Consider the following 16,363-nt stretch of genomic DNA (forward strand, 5'->3'; position numbering starts at 1 on the left):
CCGGACCGTGAGGTAATCGGGCTCTTCGTCGTTGTTCCCAAAACACTCTTACTGAGGGGGATTTTGGAAAGATGGATCGTTTTTTTAAGCTGAAGGAGAACGGCACGACGGTACGTACCGAGGTGATGGCCGGCCTGACCACGTTTATGACGATGGCTTATATTTTGGCCGTCAATCCGAACATTCTCAGCGCATTCGGCTCGGGAGCTACCGGTATGGACTGGACGGCTGTATTTTTGGCTACGGCCATCGCAGCTGGCGTTGTAACCATCTGCATGGGGTTGTTCGTCAATTTCCCTGTTGCGCTCGCGCCGGGGATGGGACTTAATGCTTATTTTGCCACAGTCATTTTGGCATCAAACGGTACATTTACGTACCAGATGGCGCTCACCGCGGTATTTATTTCCGGTATTATCTTTATTCTGCTGACGGTAACCAAGGTTCGCCAAATGCTGCTCGTCGCGGTTCCGGACAGCCTGAAGCATGCGATTACAGTCGGTATCGGGTTGTTTATTACGATTATCGGGTTGAAGAACAGCGGTCTGCTGACGGTTGCCGTCGAGCTGGCCGGTGATGTCCCCAAGGGCAAATATACGGATCTGCTTTCGTTCGAAACGGTGTTCCACATCGGCAGCATGCATAATGTGAATGTGCTGCTCACGGTCATCGGTCTGTTCTTAATCTCGATTCTGATGGTGCTGCGTGTGCGCGGCGCGATTCTGTTCGGCATTCTGCTGACGACAGTAGTCGGAATTTTCATGAATAACCCGGACGGCTCTCCCGTGGTGAATCTGGCGAATCTGACCAGCAACCAGACGACATGGGTACCGGATCTGACCAAGCTGGCTTTCGCGGATTTTGACTTCGCGGGCGTGATGAACGCGGGGATTATCTCGGTCGTGCTTACCTTCACATTCGTGGAATTGTTCGATACGTTCGGTACGCTTGTCGGTACGGCGAACCGTGCGGGGATTATGAAGAACGAAACAGAAGGCCGCAAGAAGGTCGGCAAAGCGATGATGGTTGACGCAATCGGCGTCAGCGGCGGCGCCTTGGTCGGGACAAGCACCGTGACGGCATTCGTCGAGAGCTCGGCGGGTATCGCCGAGGGTGGCCGTACCGGCTTGACGGCGGTTACGACAGGCGTCTGCTTCCTGCTCGCGATCTTCCTGGCTCCTCTTGCTGCGCTAGTCCCTGGCTCGGCTACGGCGGCGGCCCTGGTCGTTGTCGGCGTGCTGATGATGCAATCCGTGAAGGAAATTGATTTCTCCGATCTTGTGTACGGGATTCCGGCATTTTTCATCGTAGCGTTTATGCCGTTTACGTATAATATCGCCAACGGTATTTCATTTGGTATCGTCAGCTATGTCGTCTTGGCGACGTCTGCCCGTCTCGGCGGCAAGGGCAATTACAAGGTTCACTGGCTGATGTGGGTGCTTGCGGTGCTGATTGTGCTGCGGTACATGTTTATTACGGAGTAAGATCGGGGCGTTTATCCTCACTGTGTTCCCAAGGCTTCGGTATCCGATTTGGTCGGGCATCGAAGCCTTTTTTGCATGGCTCCCAGCAAAATCCCCCTTATTCGGCCGCTGTCTCGGAAGGGAATTCCAGCGTGACAGCGGTGCCGCGCCCGGCCGTGCTCACTACGCGCAGCTCGTAGCCGGCGCCGTATTTGAGCTTCAGCCGCTGGTTCACGTTCGCGATGCCCACGCTGCGCCCCTCCGTTGGAGACGAGGGAGAAGGGGCAGCCAGAACAGCGCGCAGCTGCGCCAGCTTCTCCTTGGCCATGCCGCCGCCGTTGTCGATAATGCGGATGCGCACAAGAGCGGCTCGCAGTTCGACGGCGAGCTTGATTCGGCCGCCGCTCACGCGCTCCGCCATGCCATGCTGCACGCTGTTTTCGACAAGCGGCTGGATAAGCAGCTTCAAGACCGGCCGGTTAAGAGCAGCCTGATCTACCCGGTAAATGACGGAAAACCGGTGTTGGTGAAGCATCTCCTGCATGTAGATATAGTCGCGCACATGCCGCAAATCTTCTTCCAGCGAAACGACGGACCGGCGGCTGTCGGTAACATAGCGGAGATTGGACGAAAGCCGCAGCATCAAGGCCGAGATCAGATTGTCCCGGCCGAGCAGATTCATCGCCTCCCAATTGATCGTCTCCAGGATGTTGTACAAAAAATGCGGGTTAATTTGCGATTGCAGCGCATGCAGCTCGGCTTCCCGCTGCAGCAGCATGCTTTCGGTCAGCTGCCGCATCGCATCGTTTTTGGCGAGAAAGCTGCGGATAATGTTAAGCGTGATAAAGCCGTATTCGTCGTTTTCGTTGACGCGGAACGAACCGATTTCTTTCCCTTCGTTGTGATGGCGGATAATTCGGACCATCATCTGGATCGGCCGATACGTTTTTACGGTATACCGAAGCGCAAGCAGCAGCCCGATCACGAGAGAAAGCGCCAGGATGAGCAGGTTCATTTTCTTCATAAATTCGAGCTTGCCGAGCAGCGTGACGGTCGGAAGGATCGACACGTACTTCCAGTCGTAAACCTTCGATTCCACATAGGACACCAGGAACGTATCCTTGCCGTTCTTTTTGATCAGATGCTGCCGCTGCTCAAGCTGCAAAAGATCCGCTTCCGTCAGTACCTCGCCGATCGGTTCCGGGGTGTTTCCGTATAAGATTTTATGATTGCCGTCCATCATGTATATTTTTTTGTCGCGAATGTTCGGGATATTCTGGAACAGCGAATCGAAATAAGTACGGTTCAGATTGAGCACGATCACGCCATTGCCGTAGTCGGAAAAAATCGGCACCTTGCGGAACAGGGACAGCATGTCGACATGCCCTTGGGCCGCGCTCGGGGACGGAAAAGGGCGAAGCTCGGCCCAATACTTCGCCTCCTCGTCCGTATTTTGGTAGGAGTCCAGCCAGCTTTTATCGGCGATTTCGCTTAGATTGCGGATGCCTTCCGTCGTAAAAATAAACTTGTCGTTTTTCTCGTGATAAAAATAGGCGGAGTGGATGTAGGGCTTGCCGATAAAGGTGCGGAACGTGTTTTCGAGCACATTGTTCAAATAAATGTATTTGGCGGGCGAAATCTGTCCTCTGGCGTCAAACAGCCCTTCGATCGCATCGTTCAGCGTATCGTCGAATTCGAGCAAAGAAATCAGCTGGGTGATATCGTTGAGAATCGTATCGAGGCTTTGTCCGGCCAGCGTTAGAAATTTCGTATCGTTGTCCATTTCCTGCTGCTTGATGTCATGACTCCAATAAAAGAAATAGTACGTATTCAGCAGCATGATCGGGGTCAGCACCAGCAAAATCAGCCAGATGAAGTTGCGCCAAAACGTCGTTTTTTTGATGGCATGCATCAATGGCCGGACTCCTTGCTCCAGTGAATTTTGTCGCGGTATTCCGTTGGCGTCATCCCAGTGTTTCCCTTAAACACCTGGGAAAAGTGTTTTGTGCTTTGATACCCAACATTGGAAGCGATTTCATACACTTTGTTGTTGACGTTACCCAGCATCGCCTTGGCCATCTCCATGCGCACCGAGGTCAAGTAATCGATAAAATTGCGGCCGGTCGCCTTTTTAAAAATTTTGCTGACATAGGTCGGGCTCAGGTGGACGGCGGCGGACACGGAATGCAGCGAAATGTCCTCCATGTAATGCTTCTCGATATAGCTTTTGATATGCTCGACGAATTTCTGCGTGTATGAAAGCGAATGCGAGGTCAAATATTCGGTACACTCGGCGCACGCGCGCTGCAGCCATTCGAGCATAGGACCGGCTTGCCTGAATTCTTGCGCCTTCTGTGTCGGGTAGATGCGCTCGCCCAGGATGCGGTGAATATCGGACTTTAATTCGGCGACGGCCCGTTCCATCGCGAAAAACAGCTTGACGAAATACTCCCGGTATTTTTCCGGATGAGCCTGCTGAGCGTGCAATTCGGCAAAAATCCGTTCGAGGCAGAGCGCGGCCCGCTCAGTATCGCCCGAGGACATCGCAAGCACGAGCCGCTTCTCCTCGGCTGCCGGATAGACCGGCTCAGGGCGCTCGTTCTCATGCTCCGCATAATCGGCGAACCCGCCAACCTGCATCGGTCCGGCTGCTCCTGGCCAATGCCGCAGCTGATTGAAACAGAGCGAGATGTCCGAGAGCTGGGCAACCGGACCGCTGATCGCCAGGTCCGCCCGCTCTCGCTGAGGCTGCTCGGACCTCTCCCGCAGCTGCCGTAGAGCTTGCAGCGCGGTCTCCCGGTCATCATAGTTGAGCAGCAAATAAATGCGCTCCTCTTCCTGGTGGACGAACGGATAACAAGACAGGTCCGATGTCTCGCGCCACAGCGCGCATCGCCGGCGAATCCGGCGCATCTGCTGCGCCAGGGCCGCATGGTCCGCGGACGCTAGCGAGGCCAAGGCATACGAGGAGTACGGCAGCGTTAGCCGGTATTCGCGTACGGAAGCATGAACCGCCTCGGGCGAGTCGGCCAGTCCGTGAGCGAGCCGCAGCAAAAATTGCTCGGCGAACAGATCGATCGCCTCCCGATAGCGCTCCTCCATCGCTTTAAGCGATTCGGTCTGGCGAAGCCGGGAATCAAGCTCGCTGGCCGTTTCCTCCAGAACAGAGGTTAATTGCGTCAAATCGGTAGGCTTCGTCAAATAATGGCGGATGCCGAACTTCATCGCCGTCTTCGCATATTCGAAATCGCCGAATCCGCTTAAGATGATCATGATCGTTTGCTTGCGAAACCTCATCATGCGCTCCGCAAAGTCGAGCCCGGACATGCCGGCCATTTTAATATCGGTGATAATGACATCCACGGGCGTGCGCTGGCACAGCTCGAGCGCTTCGAACCCCCCGGAAGCGTGCAGCGGCTCGTAGAAGCCGATCCTTTCCCATTCGATATGGCGGGTCAGCCCGTCACGGATTCGTTTGTCGTCATCTACGATGAGTATCGTATAGGGCAACGTCGCCCCCTCCTTTTTCACTCATTATGCCGCATAGCCCAAATAACTGTCCACACCGGAGCGGTGAAAAACAAGAAAACGAACCGAAAGGCGATTTTTCGAACGCCTGCGCCGCATAAAGAGACTGCGGAGGCGTTTGACGCCGCGAAAACCGGATATAATCCGAACCCTTTTTGCAAGAAGCCGCCGTTTCGCGCCGATTGAAAACGTTTTATCATGAAAGCAGGACCGGTCCCGGCAATCCTACACAAAGATGGGGTGACAAACGACATGGCTTTGACCGACAAGGCGCCTCGCGCTCGTATGGTTGCGATGCGTCCGCGATTGCCTTCGGGCGTATGGACGCATATGCGGACGAACGTATCGCTTTATTTGATTTTACTCCCGGGGCTGCTTTATTACGCCGTGTTTCATTACATCCCGATGTACGGCATTACGATTGCATTCAAGGAGTACGACGTGTTCGGGGGCATTAACGGCAGCGAGTGGATAGGCCTGCAGCATTTCCGCGAGCTGTTCGCATCCGAGGCGTTTGGCGTTGTTCTCCGCAACTCGATGCTGATCAGCCTGTACAAAATTGCATTTAATTTCCCTGTACCGATCGTCTTGGCTGTCCTGCTGAACGAGGTTCGCAAAATGGCGTTCAAGCGGACGATCCAGACGATCGTATACATGCCTTACTTTTTATCGTGGGTCGTGATCGCCGGTCTCGTCATCAACTTTTTGTCGCCGTCGAGCGGGGTCGTCAACATGCTGCTGAAGTCGGCGGGCTTCGAGACGATCAACTTCCTGGCGGACAAAGCGTATTTCCGGTCCATCATCGTACTGTCTGATTTGTGGCATGGGATGGGCTGGAACACGATCATCTTCCTGGCGGCGCTGACCGGCGTCGATCCGCAGCTGTATGAAGCGGCCAAGATGGATGGAGCGGGCCGTCTGCGGCAAATGTTCCATATTACGCTGCCCGGCATCCGCAGCACCATCGTCGTTTTATTGCTGATGAAGATCGGGCATATGATGGACAACGGCTTCGAGCAAATGTTTCTGCTGTCGAATCCGCTGGTGTACGAGGTGGGCGACGTCTTCGAAACATACGTCTACCGGATGGGGCTGATTGAGGCGCGGTACGATTATTCGACGGCGGTCGGCTTGTTCAAGTCCTGCGTCGGGCTCGTTTTGCTGCTGCTGGCCAACACCATGGCCCGCCGGTTCGGCGAAAGGGGGATTTTCTAAAATGCAAATCCGCATCGCGTCCGCCGAGAGGCTGTTTGACTGGACCAACTACACGCTGCTGTCGCTGCTCGGTATCGTAACGCTGTATCCGATTCTGAATGTGCTGGCTATCTCGATGAGCAGCTACGCCGCTTATGTGAACAGCCCGCTGATGGTGCTGCCGTCGGAGCTAAACTGGGATGCGTATAAGCAAATTTTCGCCAACAAGCTGCTGCTGACCAGCTACCGCAATACGCTGCTCGTCTGTCTGGGCGGAACACTGCTGAATGTGACCGTCACGGTGCTGACGGCGTACCCGCTGGCCAAGGCCAAAGTTCGCGGCGATCGGGCGATCATGTTTTTCATCGTGTTCACGATGCTGTTCAGCGGGGGCATGATCCCGACGTTTCTCGTCGTCAAAGGACTGCATCTGTACAACTCGCTGTGGGCCGTTGTTTTACCGACCTTGATCAGCACGTACAATTTTATTATCGTCCGGACGTTTTTCGAAACGATTCCCGACAGTCTCGAGGAGTCGGCCAAAATCGACGGAGCGGGGCATATGTACGTGCTGTTCAAAATCGTCGTACCGCTTTCCTTGCCGCTTATGGCTACGATATGCCTGTTTTACGGCGTCGCCAACTGGAACCGGTTTTTCGAGGCGATGTTATACTTGAACGATCGGGACAAGTGGACGCTGACGATTTTATTGCGGGAAATCATTACGGAGAACACGGACTTGTTCAGCTCGACCGACCCGGCCGCCGACAGCGGACGTATTTATCCGAAGACGCTGCAGTGCGCCACGATTATCGTGACGATTCTTCCGATCTTGTTCAGCTATCCTTTCCTGCAGAAGTATTTCATCAAGGGCATTATGCTCGGAGCGGTGAAGCAATGACGCTTGGCCACAGCGCATATATAAGGGGGATTCAGACGTATGAAACGGATTCGTAAAACAAGTATGGCGATCACGCTTTCCCTGCTGGCCGCGACTTTTACCGGCTGCAGTCAAGGAAGCGGTCCGGCTCCGGCCGGCAAGGAAGCTCCTGCCGCCGCCGGCAGCAAGGAGCCGGTTAAGTTCACGGTGCTGCTGCGCGCCGGGTCGGAGTTCGATCCGCAGAACAACCCGTGGGTGCAGGAAATCAACAAGCGGGCGAACGCCGACATTACATGGATGGTCGTGCCGATCGCCAATGTGTGGGAGAAGCGCAACGTGCTGATGGCGTCGGGCGATTATCCCGAGGTCATCATCATGAATACGCCCAACGATAATCTGTACGCGCAGATGGTCAAAAACAAGGTATTGCTGCCTGTCGACAATCTGTTGAAGGACGCTCCGAACATCATGAAATATTCGAATAAAGCTTCGCTGGATGCGGTTCGCGATCCGGACGGCCATATGTATCAAGTGCCGCGTTCGACGATTGTGCGGGAAGATTTCATGGGCATCCGCAAAGATTGGCGCGAGAAGCTGGGGCTGCCGGTGCCGAAAACGACTGACGACTGGCGGGCGTTCTACAAGGCCGTCGCGACGCAGGATCCTGACGGCAACGGCAAAGCCGACACGTACGGCGTTACCGAATCCAGCGAGCTGATGGCGTTGTCCGGGACGATTAATCTGGAGTATTTCGCCCGGGCGTGGCATGCGGATAAGCAATGGTACGACAACGGCAGCGGGGAAGTGTTCTTCGGCGTGTTCGCCAAGGACGGACGGTTCAAGCAGGCGCTGGAATTTTACAGGCAGCTTGCCCAGGACAAGTCGCTCGACCCCGATCTGATTACGAATAAAGGAATTGCGGCCAAGGAAGACAAGTTCAACAAAGGCGTGACGGGCTCCATGCGGATGTTCGCCGGCAAAATCGATTCGTATTTGAACGTGATGCGCAAAATTCATCCGACTGCCCAGGTGGAGCTTGTCGATTTCCCGACCGCTCCGAATGCGGCTTCCTACAGCAAGGAGAAGCTCGTATCGACCAACTCCGGGCTGTACAACACATGGGCGCTGACGACAAAGGCGAAGGGCAAGGAGAAAGAAATTATCCGCGTATTCGACTGGATGTTGAGCGATGAGGGCTGGAATATTTTGAAAAACGGCGTAGAAGGGGTCCATTACAAAAAAGAAGGCGACAAGCTGACGTACCTCGAGCCGGAATACGGCAACTTCTCCAAATGGATCGGCCATGCAATGATGTTCCGCAGACCGAACGACGAGGATCTGTGGCTGAAGAAGCTGGTTCCCGATGTGTACTCATACCAGAAGGAATGGCTCGACAAGAGCATTAAGTACGTTCCTGAGAACTACCAGGAAAAAGGGCTGCTGGGGCTTGTCTCCGACAAGGAAGCGGATTTCTACAAAAAAGATGTGTACACGAAAAAGTTTATCGAAGTAACCGCCCAAATCATCTACGGCGATCTGCCGCTGACCGCTTGGGACGACTTCCTGAAGGAAGTATATGCCGCTGGCTGGGAAGAGGTCACCCGCGAATACAACGCCTATTACGCATCGCATAAGTAAAGAGAAACGGATAGATTGAGAGGCCGTCCCATAACAAGGAGGTATCATCCATGTTCAAACGTTTGACAGTAAGTTGTTTGGCGGCAGTTTGCCTGCTGCCTCTGCTGATGAGCGGGAGCGCCGAAGCGGCCCCGAATCCGGGGCTGCCGGTGACGGTGACGCCGGAAGGCGTTCAGCTGCAGACGTTATTCGACGCCGATCCGACGGGTGTCGATAAATATCTGGCTTTCCCCACCCTGCTCCAGCAAAGCGATACGAAGGTGATCATCTCGTACAAGCGCGGCGATGCGCATTACATGGAGAGCGAGGCCAGCCTCGAGACGATGATCTACAATCCGTCCACGGGCACGGTGACGAGCCGGACGGCAACGGATCAGACGGCCGGCGTGATCAATCAAAATCCCGAGCTGATGCGCATGCCAAACGGCGATGTGTATAACTTCGTCGATCAGCAGCAAGGAGGAACGAAAACCCGGTTGGGCGCCCGCATGTTTAAATCGACCGACGGGGGCGATACGTTCGCCGATCAAGGAGCTTTCCCGCAGGTCGGGTCTTACCGGTACGGCTATATGTTTGACGATTACGACGATGGCGGGACAGTGTATATGCTCGCGATGTCGTTTCCCGAGCTGACCGGCGGCGCGCGGGCCGTCCATGTGCTGAAGACGACGGACAACGGAAGCAACTGGACGTATGTCAAAAACTTGACGTCGACCTTCGGGTTTGCCTTCAACGAAAGCTCGCTGGAGAAATACGGGTCCGGCTATCTGGTGATCGCCCGGGGAGATGATCACTCGACCCGGCTGTTCAAGACGGATGCGAGCTTTAATCTGGTCGCTTCCAAGACATTGTCGTCTTCTTATTCCGAGATCAACTATATCGGCCGACCCAAGCTGTTTGTCGATGGAGGAAACTATTACTTGCTGTGCCGGGACATTCAAGGGACGACCAACTATTTGAAGCTGTACCGGATCAACCCAGACACGCTCGAGCTGGAATCGGTCGCCACGCTGAACAGCAACTCGTATTCCGCCGCCGATTCGTATTATGCCGAGCCTTATTTTATAACCAAAAGCGGCAAAACGTACATCGGCATCGTCACCTATCAAAAAGGCTCGTCCTCCGATCAGCCCAATATTGTCCGGTACGAGGCGTTGTGGGATGAGCTCAAATGGCGGCTGCACGAGCGTTTCGACGGCATGACGACGGGAAGCGCTCCTACAGGATGGACAACGGGAACATCCGGAGGGACGGTCACTGTTGAGAACTTGCCGGCGGCAGGCGATAAGGCGCTCAAGCTGCAGGATACGAGCGCAAGCCAGCTGGTCGAAGCGACCAAAGGGTTCGCGTCCACCTCGGGTACGGTGGAGCTCCAGCTTAACGTGCAGCCGCAGCAGACGAATCAAGTACTCGGTGTCAGCTTGACGGATGCGGCAGGAACGAACGGGTTTACGGTGGCCTTTGACAATAACGGCAAGATGTACACGTACAACGGCTCCGTCAAAACGACGCTTCCGTCGTACACGGCGGGAACATGGTATCAGATCAAAATCGTAGCCCGGACGGCGACGCAAAAGTTTGACGTGTATATAAACGGCGTGCTGGCGGCATCGAACTATACGTACCGCAATCCGGTATCGGCTTTGACGACGCTGCGTATCAATACGACGGGAGCCGGCACGGGAACGTTTTTGGCGGATGATATTGTCGTTTATTAAAGGTTTGGCCGGGCATGCCTAGGGGATTCGCTGCCCTGAGAGCATGTCCGGCTCTTATAGAGGAGGAGCTTAGGAAATGAACGAACGATCCAGGGATAAGTCAGCCCCGTTTTCCGGCGTGATCGTCGCCATGAATTCCTGCTATGACAGCAAGGGCCGGGTGAACCCGGAAGCGGTGCGTGAGCTGACCCGCTGGCTGATCGGCAGCGGTATCGGCGGGCTGTATATCGGCGGCGGAACGGGCGAAGGCATGCTGCAAACGGCCGAAGAGCGCGAGCTTGTGCTGGAGGCGGTCGTCGCCGAAACCGGCGGCGCAATTCCCGTGATCGCCCATGTCGGGGCAATCACGACTGAGGACAGCGTGCGGCTTGCCGCCCATGCGGAGGAAGCGGGGGCGGATGCGATTTCCGCCGTGCCGCCGTTTTATTATGCCTATTCGGAGGAAGCGGTGAAGCGGCACTGGTTCGCGATGATGGAGGCGGCGAAGCTTCCGTTTCTCATCTACAATGTGCCGGCGGCGACCGGTTTCACGATGACGACGGCGTTTTTGAAGGAACTGTGCGCCCATCCCCAGCTTGCCGGCATCAAAACGACGAGCTTCAGCACCTATGAGCTGCAGCAGTTCAAAGCGGCTGGCGGCCCTTCGTTTATGGTGTTTAACGGTCCTGATCAGCAATACCTGGCTGGACGCGTCATGGGCGCGAGCGGAGGCATCGGGGGAACGTACGGCGCGATGCCGGAGTTGTTTCTCCGCATCGAGCAGGCTTACCTGAGCAGCGACATCGCAGAGGCGCAGCGGTGGCAGTTCGTCGTGAACGAATTTATTACCGAGATTCGCGCTTACGGCTTGTTCGGTACTATCAAGGAGCTTGTGCGGCTGCGCGGCATCGACTGCGGCGAGCCTCGCGCGCCGCTTGCTCCGCTGTCTGAGCAAGGCAAGTCGCAGGTGCGGAGACTATACGAGCGAATGATAGCGGAAATAGAACGAGGCTAGGGGGCGGAGACGATGAGAGAAGAGACGGTGCGCAAGGAGATCGTCGTCATCGGCGGCGGCCTTGCCGGGGTTTGTGCGGCGATCTCGGCCGCGCGTCTGGGCCGGCAGGTGGCGCTCGTGCACAACCGGCCTGTTCTGGGCGGCAATTCGAGCAGCGAGGTGCGGGTTTGGGTGAGCGGGGCTTGCGCCACAGGGGTCAACCGGTATGCGCGTGAGACAGGCATTATGGGAGAGCTGTTTCTGGAGAATCAGTTCCGCAACCCGGACGGCAACCCGTATTATTGGGATATGGTCGTGCTGGAAGCGGTACGGGCCGAAAGCAACATCGAGTTGTTCCTGAACACGGATGTTAGGCAGGTCGATGCGGAGGGCGGCTCTGACTCGCGTCGCATCCGCGCCGTACACGGCTGGATGATGGGCTCCGAGCGGAGCATCCGCTTCGAGGGCGAGCTGTTTCTCGACTGCTCGGGAGACGGGCTGGTCGGCTTTCTTGCGGGAGCGCGGTATCGTCTGGGCCGGGAGGCCCGGCATGAATTCGGCGAAAGCCTCGCTCCGGAGAAGGCGGACGAGGTGACGCTCGGCAGCACGATTCTGTTCTATACGAAGGATGTCGGTTATCCGGTGAAATATGTGCCGCCGTCCTTCGCCAAAAATATCGAGCAGACGTCCATTCCGATGAGGCGCATCATCCGCAGCGGCGATTCCGGCTGTCATTATTGGTGGATTGAATGGGGCGGCGAGCTGGACACTGTGCACGACAACGAGCGAATTCGCGACGAGCTGTGGGCGGCTATTTACGGCATATGGGACTATATTAAAAATTCCGGGAAATTCGACGCTGACACGCTGACGCTCGAATGGGTCGGCTCGCTTCCGGGGAAACGGGAATACCGCAGATTTATAGGCGATTACATGCTGCATCAGAACGATATTACCGGGCAAACGCCGTTCGCCGACCGGATCGGGTTCGGAGGCTGGTCGATCGATCTGCATCCGCCCGAAGGGATGTATTCGGCCAAGGGCGGGTCCAAGCACCTCCACCCGGACGGCATCTACCATATCCCGTTCCGCTCGCTGTATTCGGTCAACGTCGATAACCTGTTGTTCGCGGGACGCAACATCAGCGCCACGCATATCGCGTTCGGCACGACGCGGGTAATGGCGACTTGCGCCGTCATGGGCGAAGCCGCCGGGACAGGCGCGGCCTTGTGCGCGGAACTCAGACTGACGCCCAGAGAGCTGGCTCAAGGCCATATGGAGCGGCTGCAGCAGACGCTGCTGCGTCAGGATGCGGCCGTCATCGGCATCCGCCATATCGACCCGGCCGATTGGGCCCGAGGGGCGGCGGTTGCAGCCTCCAGCACGTTGCGACGTCTTCGTGTCGAGCGCTCCTGCCGGCTGTTCCCGCTTCATACCGATGCGGCTCTGCTGCTGCCGATCGATCCCCATATCGACGGTATCGAGCTGCTGGTCGACGCCGCGGCCGCGACCGTCGTCGAAGCCGAGCTTTGGGATACGGGGCTGGCGGAAAATTATATTCCCCATACGCTGGTTGCTGCGGCGCGCGCCGGAGTGTCTGCCGGTGAGCGCCAGTGGATCACGTTGCCGATCGCCTGGAGGCCGGAGCGGCCGCAAAACGGCTTCCTGATTATCAAAGCGAACCCGGATGCGGCGCTGCACGTGTCGGATGAGCCGTTAACGGGGGTACTGTCCTTCGCCCGTTCGGCGCATGCCGAAGTCGATTCCGGGCTCGAAGACCGGCGGCTCGACCAGCCGGTGATCCAATGGAGCATGAAATCGCTCGTCCGGCAGCCATTTTGCTTCCGCTTGGCCGAAGAGACGGAGGCTTACGCGCCGCACCGAGCAACGGATGGGTACAGCCGGCCGTACGGCTCGCCCCACATGTGGGCATCCGAGCCGCTCCGGTCCGGGGAGGAAGCCTGGCTCGAGCTGGACTGGGAGCAGCCGGTGCAAGTCCGGGAGATACACGTCACCTTTAACGACGACGTCAACGAATATTTGATCAATCTTCACTTTATCAAAACCCCGTTTGAGGTCATTCCGGAGCTTATTCGCGATTACCGGATCGAGCTGTGGCGGGAGGACTCCGGCTGGACGACGGTGGTCGCCGTGAAGGGCAACCGCAAGCGCAAGCGGGTACACCATCTGCCTGAAGACATGCTTGCAGGGAAAATCCGGCTTGTCGCGGAGCTGACGAACGGATGCGCCCGGGCTGAGGTAGCGGAAATTCGGGTATACGGACAGGAAAAGTAAGCGAGGGCTGAAATCATGCTTCGTAAATGCGTCCATTCGTCCTGTTGACATTTCCGCCGGGCCGGCATATAATGACTAACAAATCAAAACGCAACGAACGGGAACAGTAACCGGCAACCTATCTCAGAGAGCTGCGGCATGGTGCAACGCAGTATAGGTACAAGGTGAAGCTCACCCGGGAGCGGCCAGACTGATCGTCCTGCGCGCAGCGCTGCACGCTTTATTTCAGGGGACAGCAGGTTTGGACGGTTCGCCACCGTGATCAGGCTTTGAGCGGACATTGTTATCGCCTCCGGCGATTTTAAGCAATGTCAACAAGAGTGGTACCGCGATAGGAACAGCCTGTCGTCTCTTATTTACAGAGACGGCGGGCTTTTTTGGTTTCAGCGGGCGCCCCGCTCGGACAACTGAATAATATACACGCTAAGAACGGGAACAGTAAGCGATATTCGCCTGAACAGAGAGCTGCGGGGTGGTGCGACGCAGCAGGGGAATCGACTGAAGCTCGCCCGGGAGCGGCGGAATTGACGGAGCATAACGATGACGCGTAGAGCTCGAAGGCCCACGAGGCTGACGGCTGCCAACGGCTCAGTTTATGACCCAGATTCCGACGGAGCAGTCTCCGTGATCAACGTTTCAAGCGGGATCGGCCTTATGACGGTAGTGCACGACTGTCAGGAGAGCAGATCCAACAAGAGTGGTACCGCGGCATTGGCCTATAAGCCTGTCGTCTCTTATTTCCAAAGAGACGCGGGCTTTTTTTGTTAGCCTAAACAGTAAACGACATGCTGTCCCCATAGAAAGAAAACCCAAACCCAAGGAGGACTGTTCACTATGGAACATGTACAAAATCAAGTTCAAGCTCAAACCCAAATCTACAGACCGATCACAATATTCGATACGACGCTGCGCGACGGGGAGCAGGCGCCGGGTGCGACTTTGACGCCCGCCCAGAAAATCGTCATTGCCCGCCAGCTGGCGAAGCTGGGAGTCGATGTGATCGAGCCGGGCTTTCCGATCTCCAGCCCCGGCGACTTCGCGGCAGTTCAGCAGATTTCGCGCGAGCTGCAGAACGTCGAGATTTGCGGCTTCGCCCGCGCGGTGAAGATCGATATCGACGCAGCGGTCAAGGCGACCCAGGACGCCGGGAAGCGCAGGCTTCACATGTTCTTGTCCTCGTCCAATATCCACCTGGATTTCCAACTGAAAAAATCGCGTGAGCAGGTGGTGGCGCTGGCCAGAGAGATGGTCGCGTACGGCAGACAATTTGTCGATGAATTCGAATTTTCGCCGATGGACGCTACAAGGACCGGGGATGAATTTCTGTTCGAGGTGATCGAAGCGGTTATCGAAGAAGGCGCAACGATTATCAATATTCCCGATACGGTAGGCTATGCGCTGCCTGAAGAATATGGGGCCATGTTTACCCGGGTCATGAAGAATGTCCGCGGTTCGGACCGGGTTCGCTTCAGCGCCCATTGCCACAATGATCTGGGGCTTGCGGTGGCGAACAGCTTGGCTGCGATCAAGGCCGGAGTCAGCCAAGTGGAGGTGACCGTGAACGGAGTCGGGGAACGCGCCGGCAACTGTTCCTTGGAGGAGCTGGTAATGGCGCTTGACACAAGGAAAAATGCCATGGGCGCGGAAACCGCCATTCAGCCCGAGCATATTTTCGCTACGAGCCAGATGGTCAGCCGGGCGATGAGCTTCCCGATCGCGTTCAACAAGCCGGTTGTCGGACGCAACGCCTTCCAGCACGAAGCGGGCATCCATCAAGACGGCTTGCTGAAGAACCGCAACACGTACGAGATCATGGACCCGGAGGCGCTCGGGATTCCGCGCAGCATGATTATTCTGGGCAAGCATTCCGGCCGTCATGCGATCAAGCATCGGGTCAGCGAACTGGGCGTACAGCTGGACGGAGAGCAGATGGAAAGCTTCTATGCGGCGTTCAAGGAGATGGCCGACCGGCAAAAGGTTGTGCATGATCATCAGCTGCTGGAGCTTGTGGGAGCTGCGGTGAATCGGGTGATGGAGCCGTACTCCTTGACCTCGGTCCAGGTGGTTACGGGCAATGCCGGGCACCGCGTCGCTTCGTGTACGATCCGGGATGAAGCTGCGGGTGAAGAGAAGGTGTACATCGGTACGGGCGAAGGTCCGGTAGAAGCCGTCGTATCGGGCATCAAGCAGGCTTTGCCGTTTGAGGCCGAGTTCGCCGATTTGGAACTGTACTCGCTCTCCTCGGGTGAGGAAGCCAGCGGAGAAGCGATCGTAACCGTGCTGGCTCACGGGCAGTCGTACCGGGGAGTATCCGCCCAGCGCGATATTATATTGGCGGCTGCGCATGCATTTATGGCGGCCTGCAACCAGGCGGCCAGGGAGTGGGAGAAGCAGCAGAGCTCTCCAGCGAACAATGAGGCGAGACTAGCCGAGGCGGCGGCAGAAGTTGGAATTTCGACCCCATAAGCGACAGAGAAGAAGCTACCAAGCCCTGTGGAAAAAGTTATCCACAGGGCTTGTGTATAACAGGGGATAACTTCAAAAAAGCCTATGAAATAAGGCGGGATGCATAGCGGATTTTTCCCGGGATGCTGAATAACTTTTTTAACATGAAGCTGTGGATAATGTGAATAACTTTGTGGATGAAGAAAAAAACGCCGAATTTTCTAGGGAAAGT

General features: G+C 56.2%; 10 protein-coding genes and 2 other annotated features. Of the genes, 8 read left to right on the forward strand and 2 right to left on the reverse strand.

The genetic code is table 11. The annotated features are described in order from the left end of the window. Nucleotides 1-71 precede the first annotated feature (71 nt). The gene (locus BLR08_RS20760) at nucleotides 72-1,481 is read left to right on the forward strand and encodes an NCS2 family permease (protein WP_072331255.1); all 1,410 of its coding nucleotides are present in this window, start codon (nucleotides 72-74) and stop codon (nucleotides 1,479-1,481) included. Between the two features lie 97 nt (nucleotides 1,482-1,578). Here the strand turns inward: BLR08_RS20760 and BLR08_RS20765 are convergent, their stop codons facing one another. Next, nucleotides 1,579-3,372 (reverse strand): cache domain-containing sensor histidine kinase, encoded by a 1,794-nt coding sequence (locus tag BLR08_RS20765; protein WP_072331253.1) that lies wholly within the window; start codon nucleotides 3,370-3,372, stop codon nucleotides 1,579-1,581. Then, complete coding sequence (locus BLR08_RS20770) at nucleotides 3,372-4,970, reverse strand: response regulator (RefSeq protein WP_072331251.1); 1,599 nt, start codon at nucleotides 4,968-4,970, stop codon at nucleotides 3,372-3,374. Before BLR08_RS20770 ends, BLR08_RS20765 begins: the two co-directional genes overlap by 1 nt. A 270-nt stretch (nucleotides 4,971-5,240) precedes the next feature. Between BLR08_RS20770 and BLR08_RS20775 the strand changes: the two genes are divergently transcribed. The 7 genes from BLR08_RS20775 (at nucleotide 5,241) to BLR08_RS20805 (ending at nucleotide 16,152) form a co-directional block, all read left to right on the forward strand. Beyond that, the gene (locus BLR08_RS20775) at nucleotides 5,241-6,203 is read left to right on the forward strand and encodes an ABC transporter permease (RefSeq protein ID WP_072331249.1); all 963 of its coding nucleotides are present in this window, start codon (nucleotides 5,241-5,243) and stop codon (nucleotides 6,201-6,203) included. A gap of 1 nt (nucleotide 6,204) precedes the next feature. Continuing rightward, nucleotides 6,205-7,083 carry a carbohydrate ABC transporter permease gene (locus BLR08_RS20780; RefSeq protein WP_072331247.1) on the forward strand — a complete coding sequence of 293 codons (879 nt, stop codon included), beginning with the start codon at nucleotides 6,205-6,207 and terminating at the stop codon, nucleotides 7,081-7,083. Nucleotides 7,084-7,122: 39 nt separating this feature from the next. After that, the gene (locus BLR08_RS20785; protein ID WP_072331245.1) at nucleotides 7,123-8,700 is read left to right on the forward strand and encodes a type 2 periplasmic-binding domain-containing protein; all 1,578 of its coding nucleotides are present in this window, start codon (nucleotides 7,123-7,125) and stop codon (nucleotides 8,698-8,700) included. A gap of 50 nt (nucleotides 8,701-8,750) precedes the next feature. Then, nucleotides 8,751-10,418: a hypothetical protein gene (locus tag BLR08_RS20790; protein ID WP_072331243.1), complete on the forward strand. Its 1,668-nt coding sequence runs from the start codon at nucleotides 8,751-8,753 to the stop codon at nucleotides 10,416-10,418. A 76-nt stretch (nucleotides 10,419-10,494) separates the two neighbouring features. Continuing rightward, nucleotides 10,495-11,412, forward strand: coding sequence for a dihydrodipicolinate synthase family protein (locus BLR08_RS20795; protein ID WP_072331241.1), 918 nt, complete (start codon nucleotides 10,495-10,497; stop codon nucleotides 11,410-11,412). 12 nt (nucleotides 11,413-11,424) lie between these two features. After that, nucleotides 11,425-13,686, forward strand: coding sequence for an FAD-dependent oxidoreductase (locus BLR08_RS20800; protein WP_072331239.1), 2,262 nt, complete (start codon nucleotides 11,425-11,427; stop codon nucleotides 13,684-13,686). A gap of 84 nt (nucleotides 13,687-13,770) precedes the next feature. Then, nucleotides 13,771-14,042: a binding site (T-box leader), on the forward strand. 60 nt (nucleotides 14,043-14,102) lie between these two features. Next, nucleotides 14,103-14,424 (forward strand) — a binding site (T-box leader). Between the two features lie 96 nt (nucleotides 14,425-14,520). Further along, the gene (locus tag BLR08_RS20805) at nucleotides 14,521-16,152 is read left to right on the forward strand and encodes a 2-isopropylmalate synthase (protein WP_072331237.1); all 1,632 of its coding nucleotides are present in this window, start codon (nucleotides 14,521-14,523) and stop codon (nucleotides 16,150-16,152) included. Nucleotides 16,153-16,363 lie beyond the last annotated feature (211 nt).

It is taken from the genome of Paenibacillus sp. cl123 (assembly GCF_900101595.1).
Classification (GTDB): domain Bacteria; phylum Bacillota; class Bacilli; order Paenibacillales; family NBRC-103111; genus Paenibacillus_G.

Bases quoted from the DNA above. Each gene is read 5' to 3' on its own strand.
- BLR08_RS20760 (WP_072331255.1), top strand. From the start codon at position 72: ATGGATCGTTTTTTTAAGCTGAAGGAGAACGGCACGACGGTACGTACC.
- BLR08_RS20765 (WP_072331253.1), bottom strand. From the start codon at position 3,372: ATGCATGCCATCAAAAAAACGACGTTTTGGCGCAACTTCATCTGGCTG.
- BLR08_RS20775 (WP_072331249.1), top strand. From the start codon at position 5,241: ATGGCTTTGACCGACAAGGCGCCTCGCGCTCGTATGGTTGCGATGCGT.
- BLR08_RS20780 (WP_072331247.1), top strand. From the start codon at position 6,205: ATGCAAATCCGCATCGCGTCCGCCGAGAGGCTGTTTGACTGGACCAAC.
- BLR08_RS20785 (WP_072331245.1), top strand. From the start codon at position 7,123: ATGAAACGGATTCGTAAAACAAGTATGGCGATCACGCTTTCCCTGCTG.
- BLR08_RS20790 (WP_072331243.1), top strand. From the start codon at position 8,751: ATGTTCAAACGTTTGACAGTAAGTTGTTTGGCGGCAGTTTGCCTGCTG.
- BLR08_RS20795 (WP_072331241.1), top strand. From the start codon at position 10,495: ATGAACGAACGATCCAGGGATAAGTCAGCCCCGTTTTCCGGCGTGATC.
- BLR08_RS20800 (WP_072331239.1), top strand. From the start codon at position 11,425: ATGAGAGAAGAGACGGTGCGCAAGGAGATCGTCGTCATCGGCGGCGGC.
- BLR08_RS20805 (WP_072331237.1), top strand. From the start codon at position 14,521: ATGGAACATGTACAAAATCAAGTTCAAGCTCAAACCCAAATCTACAGA.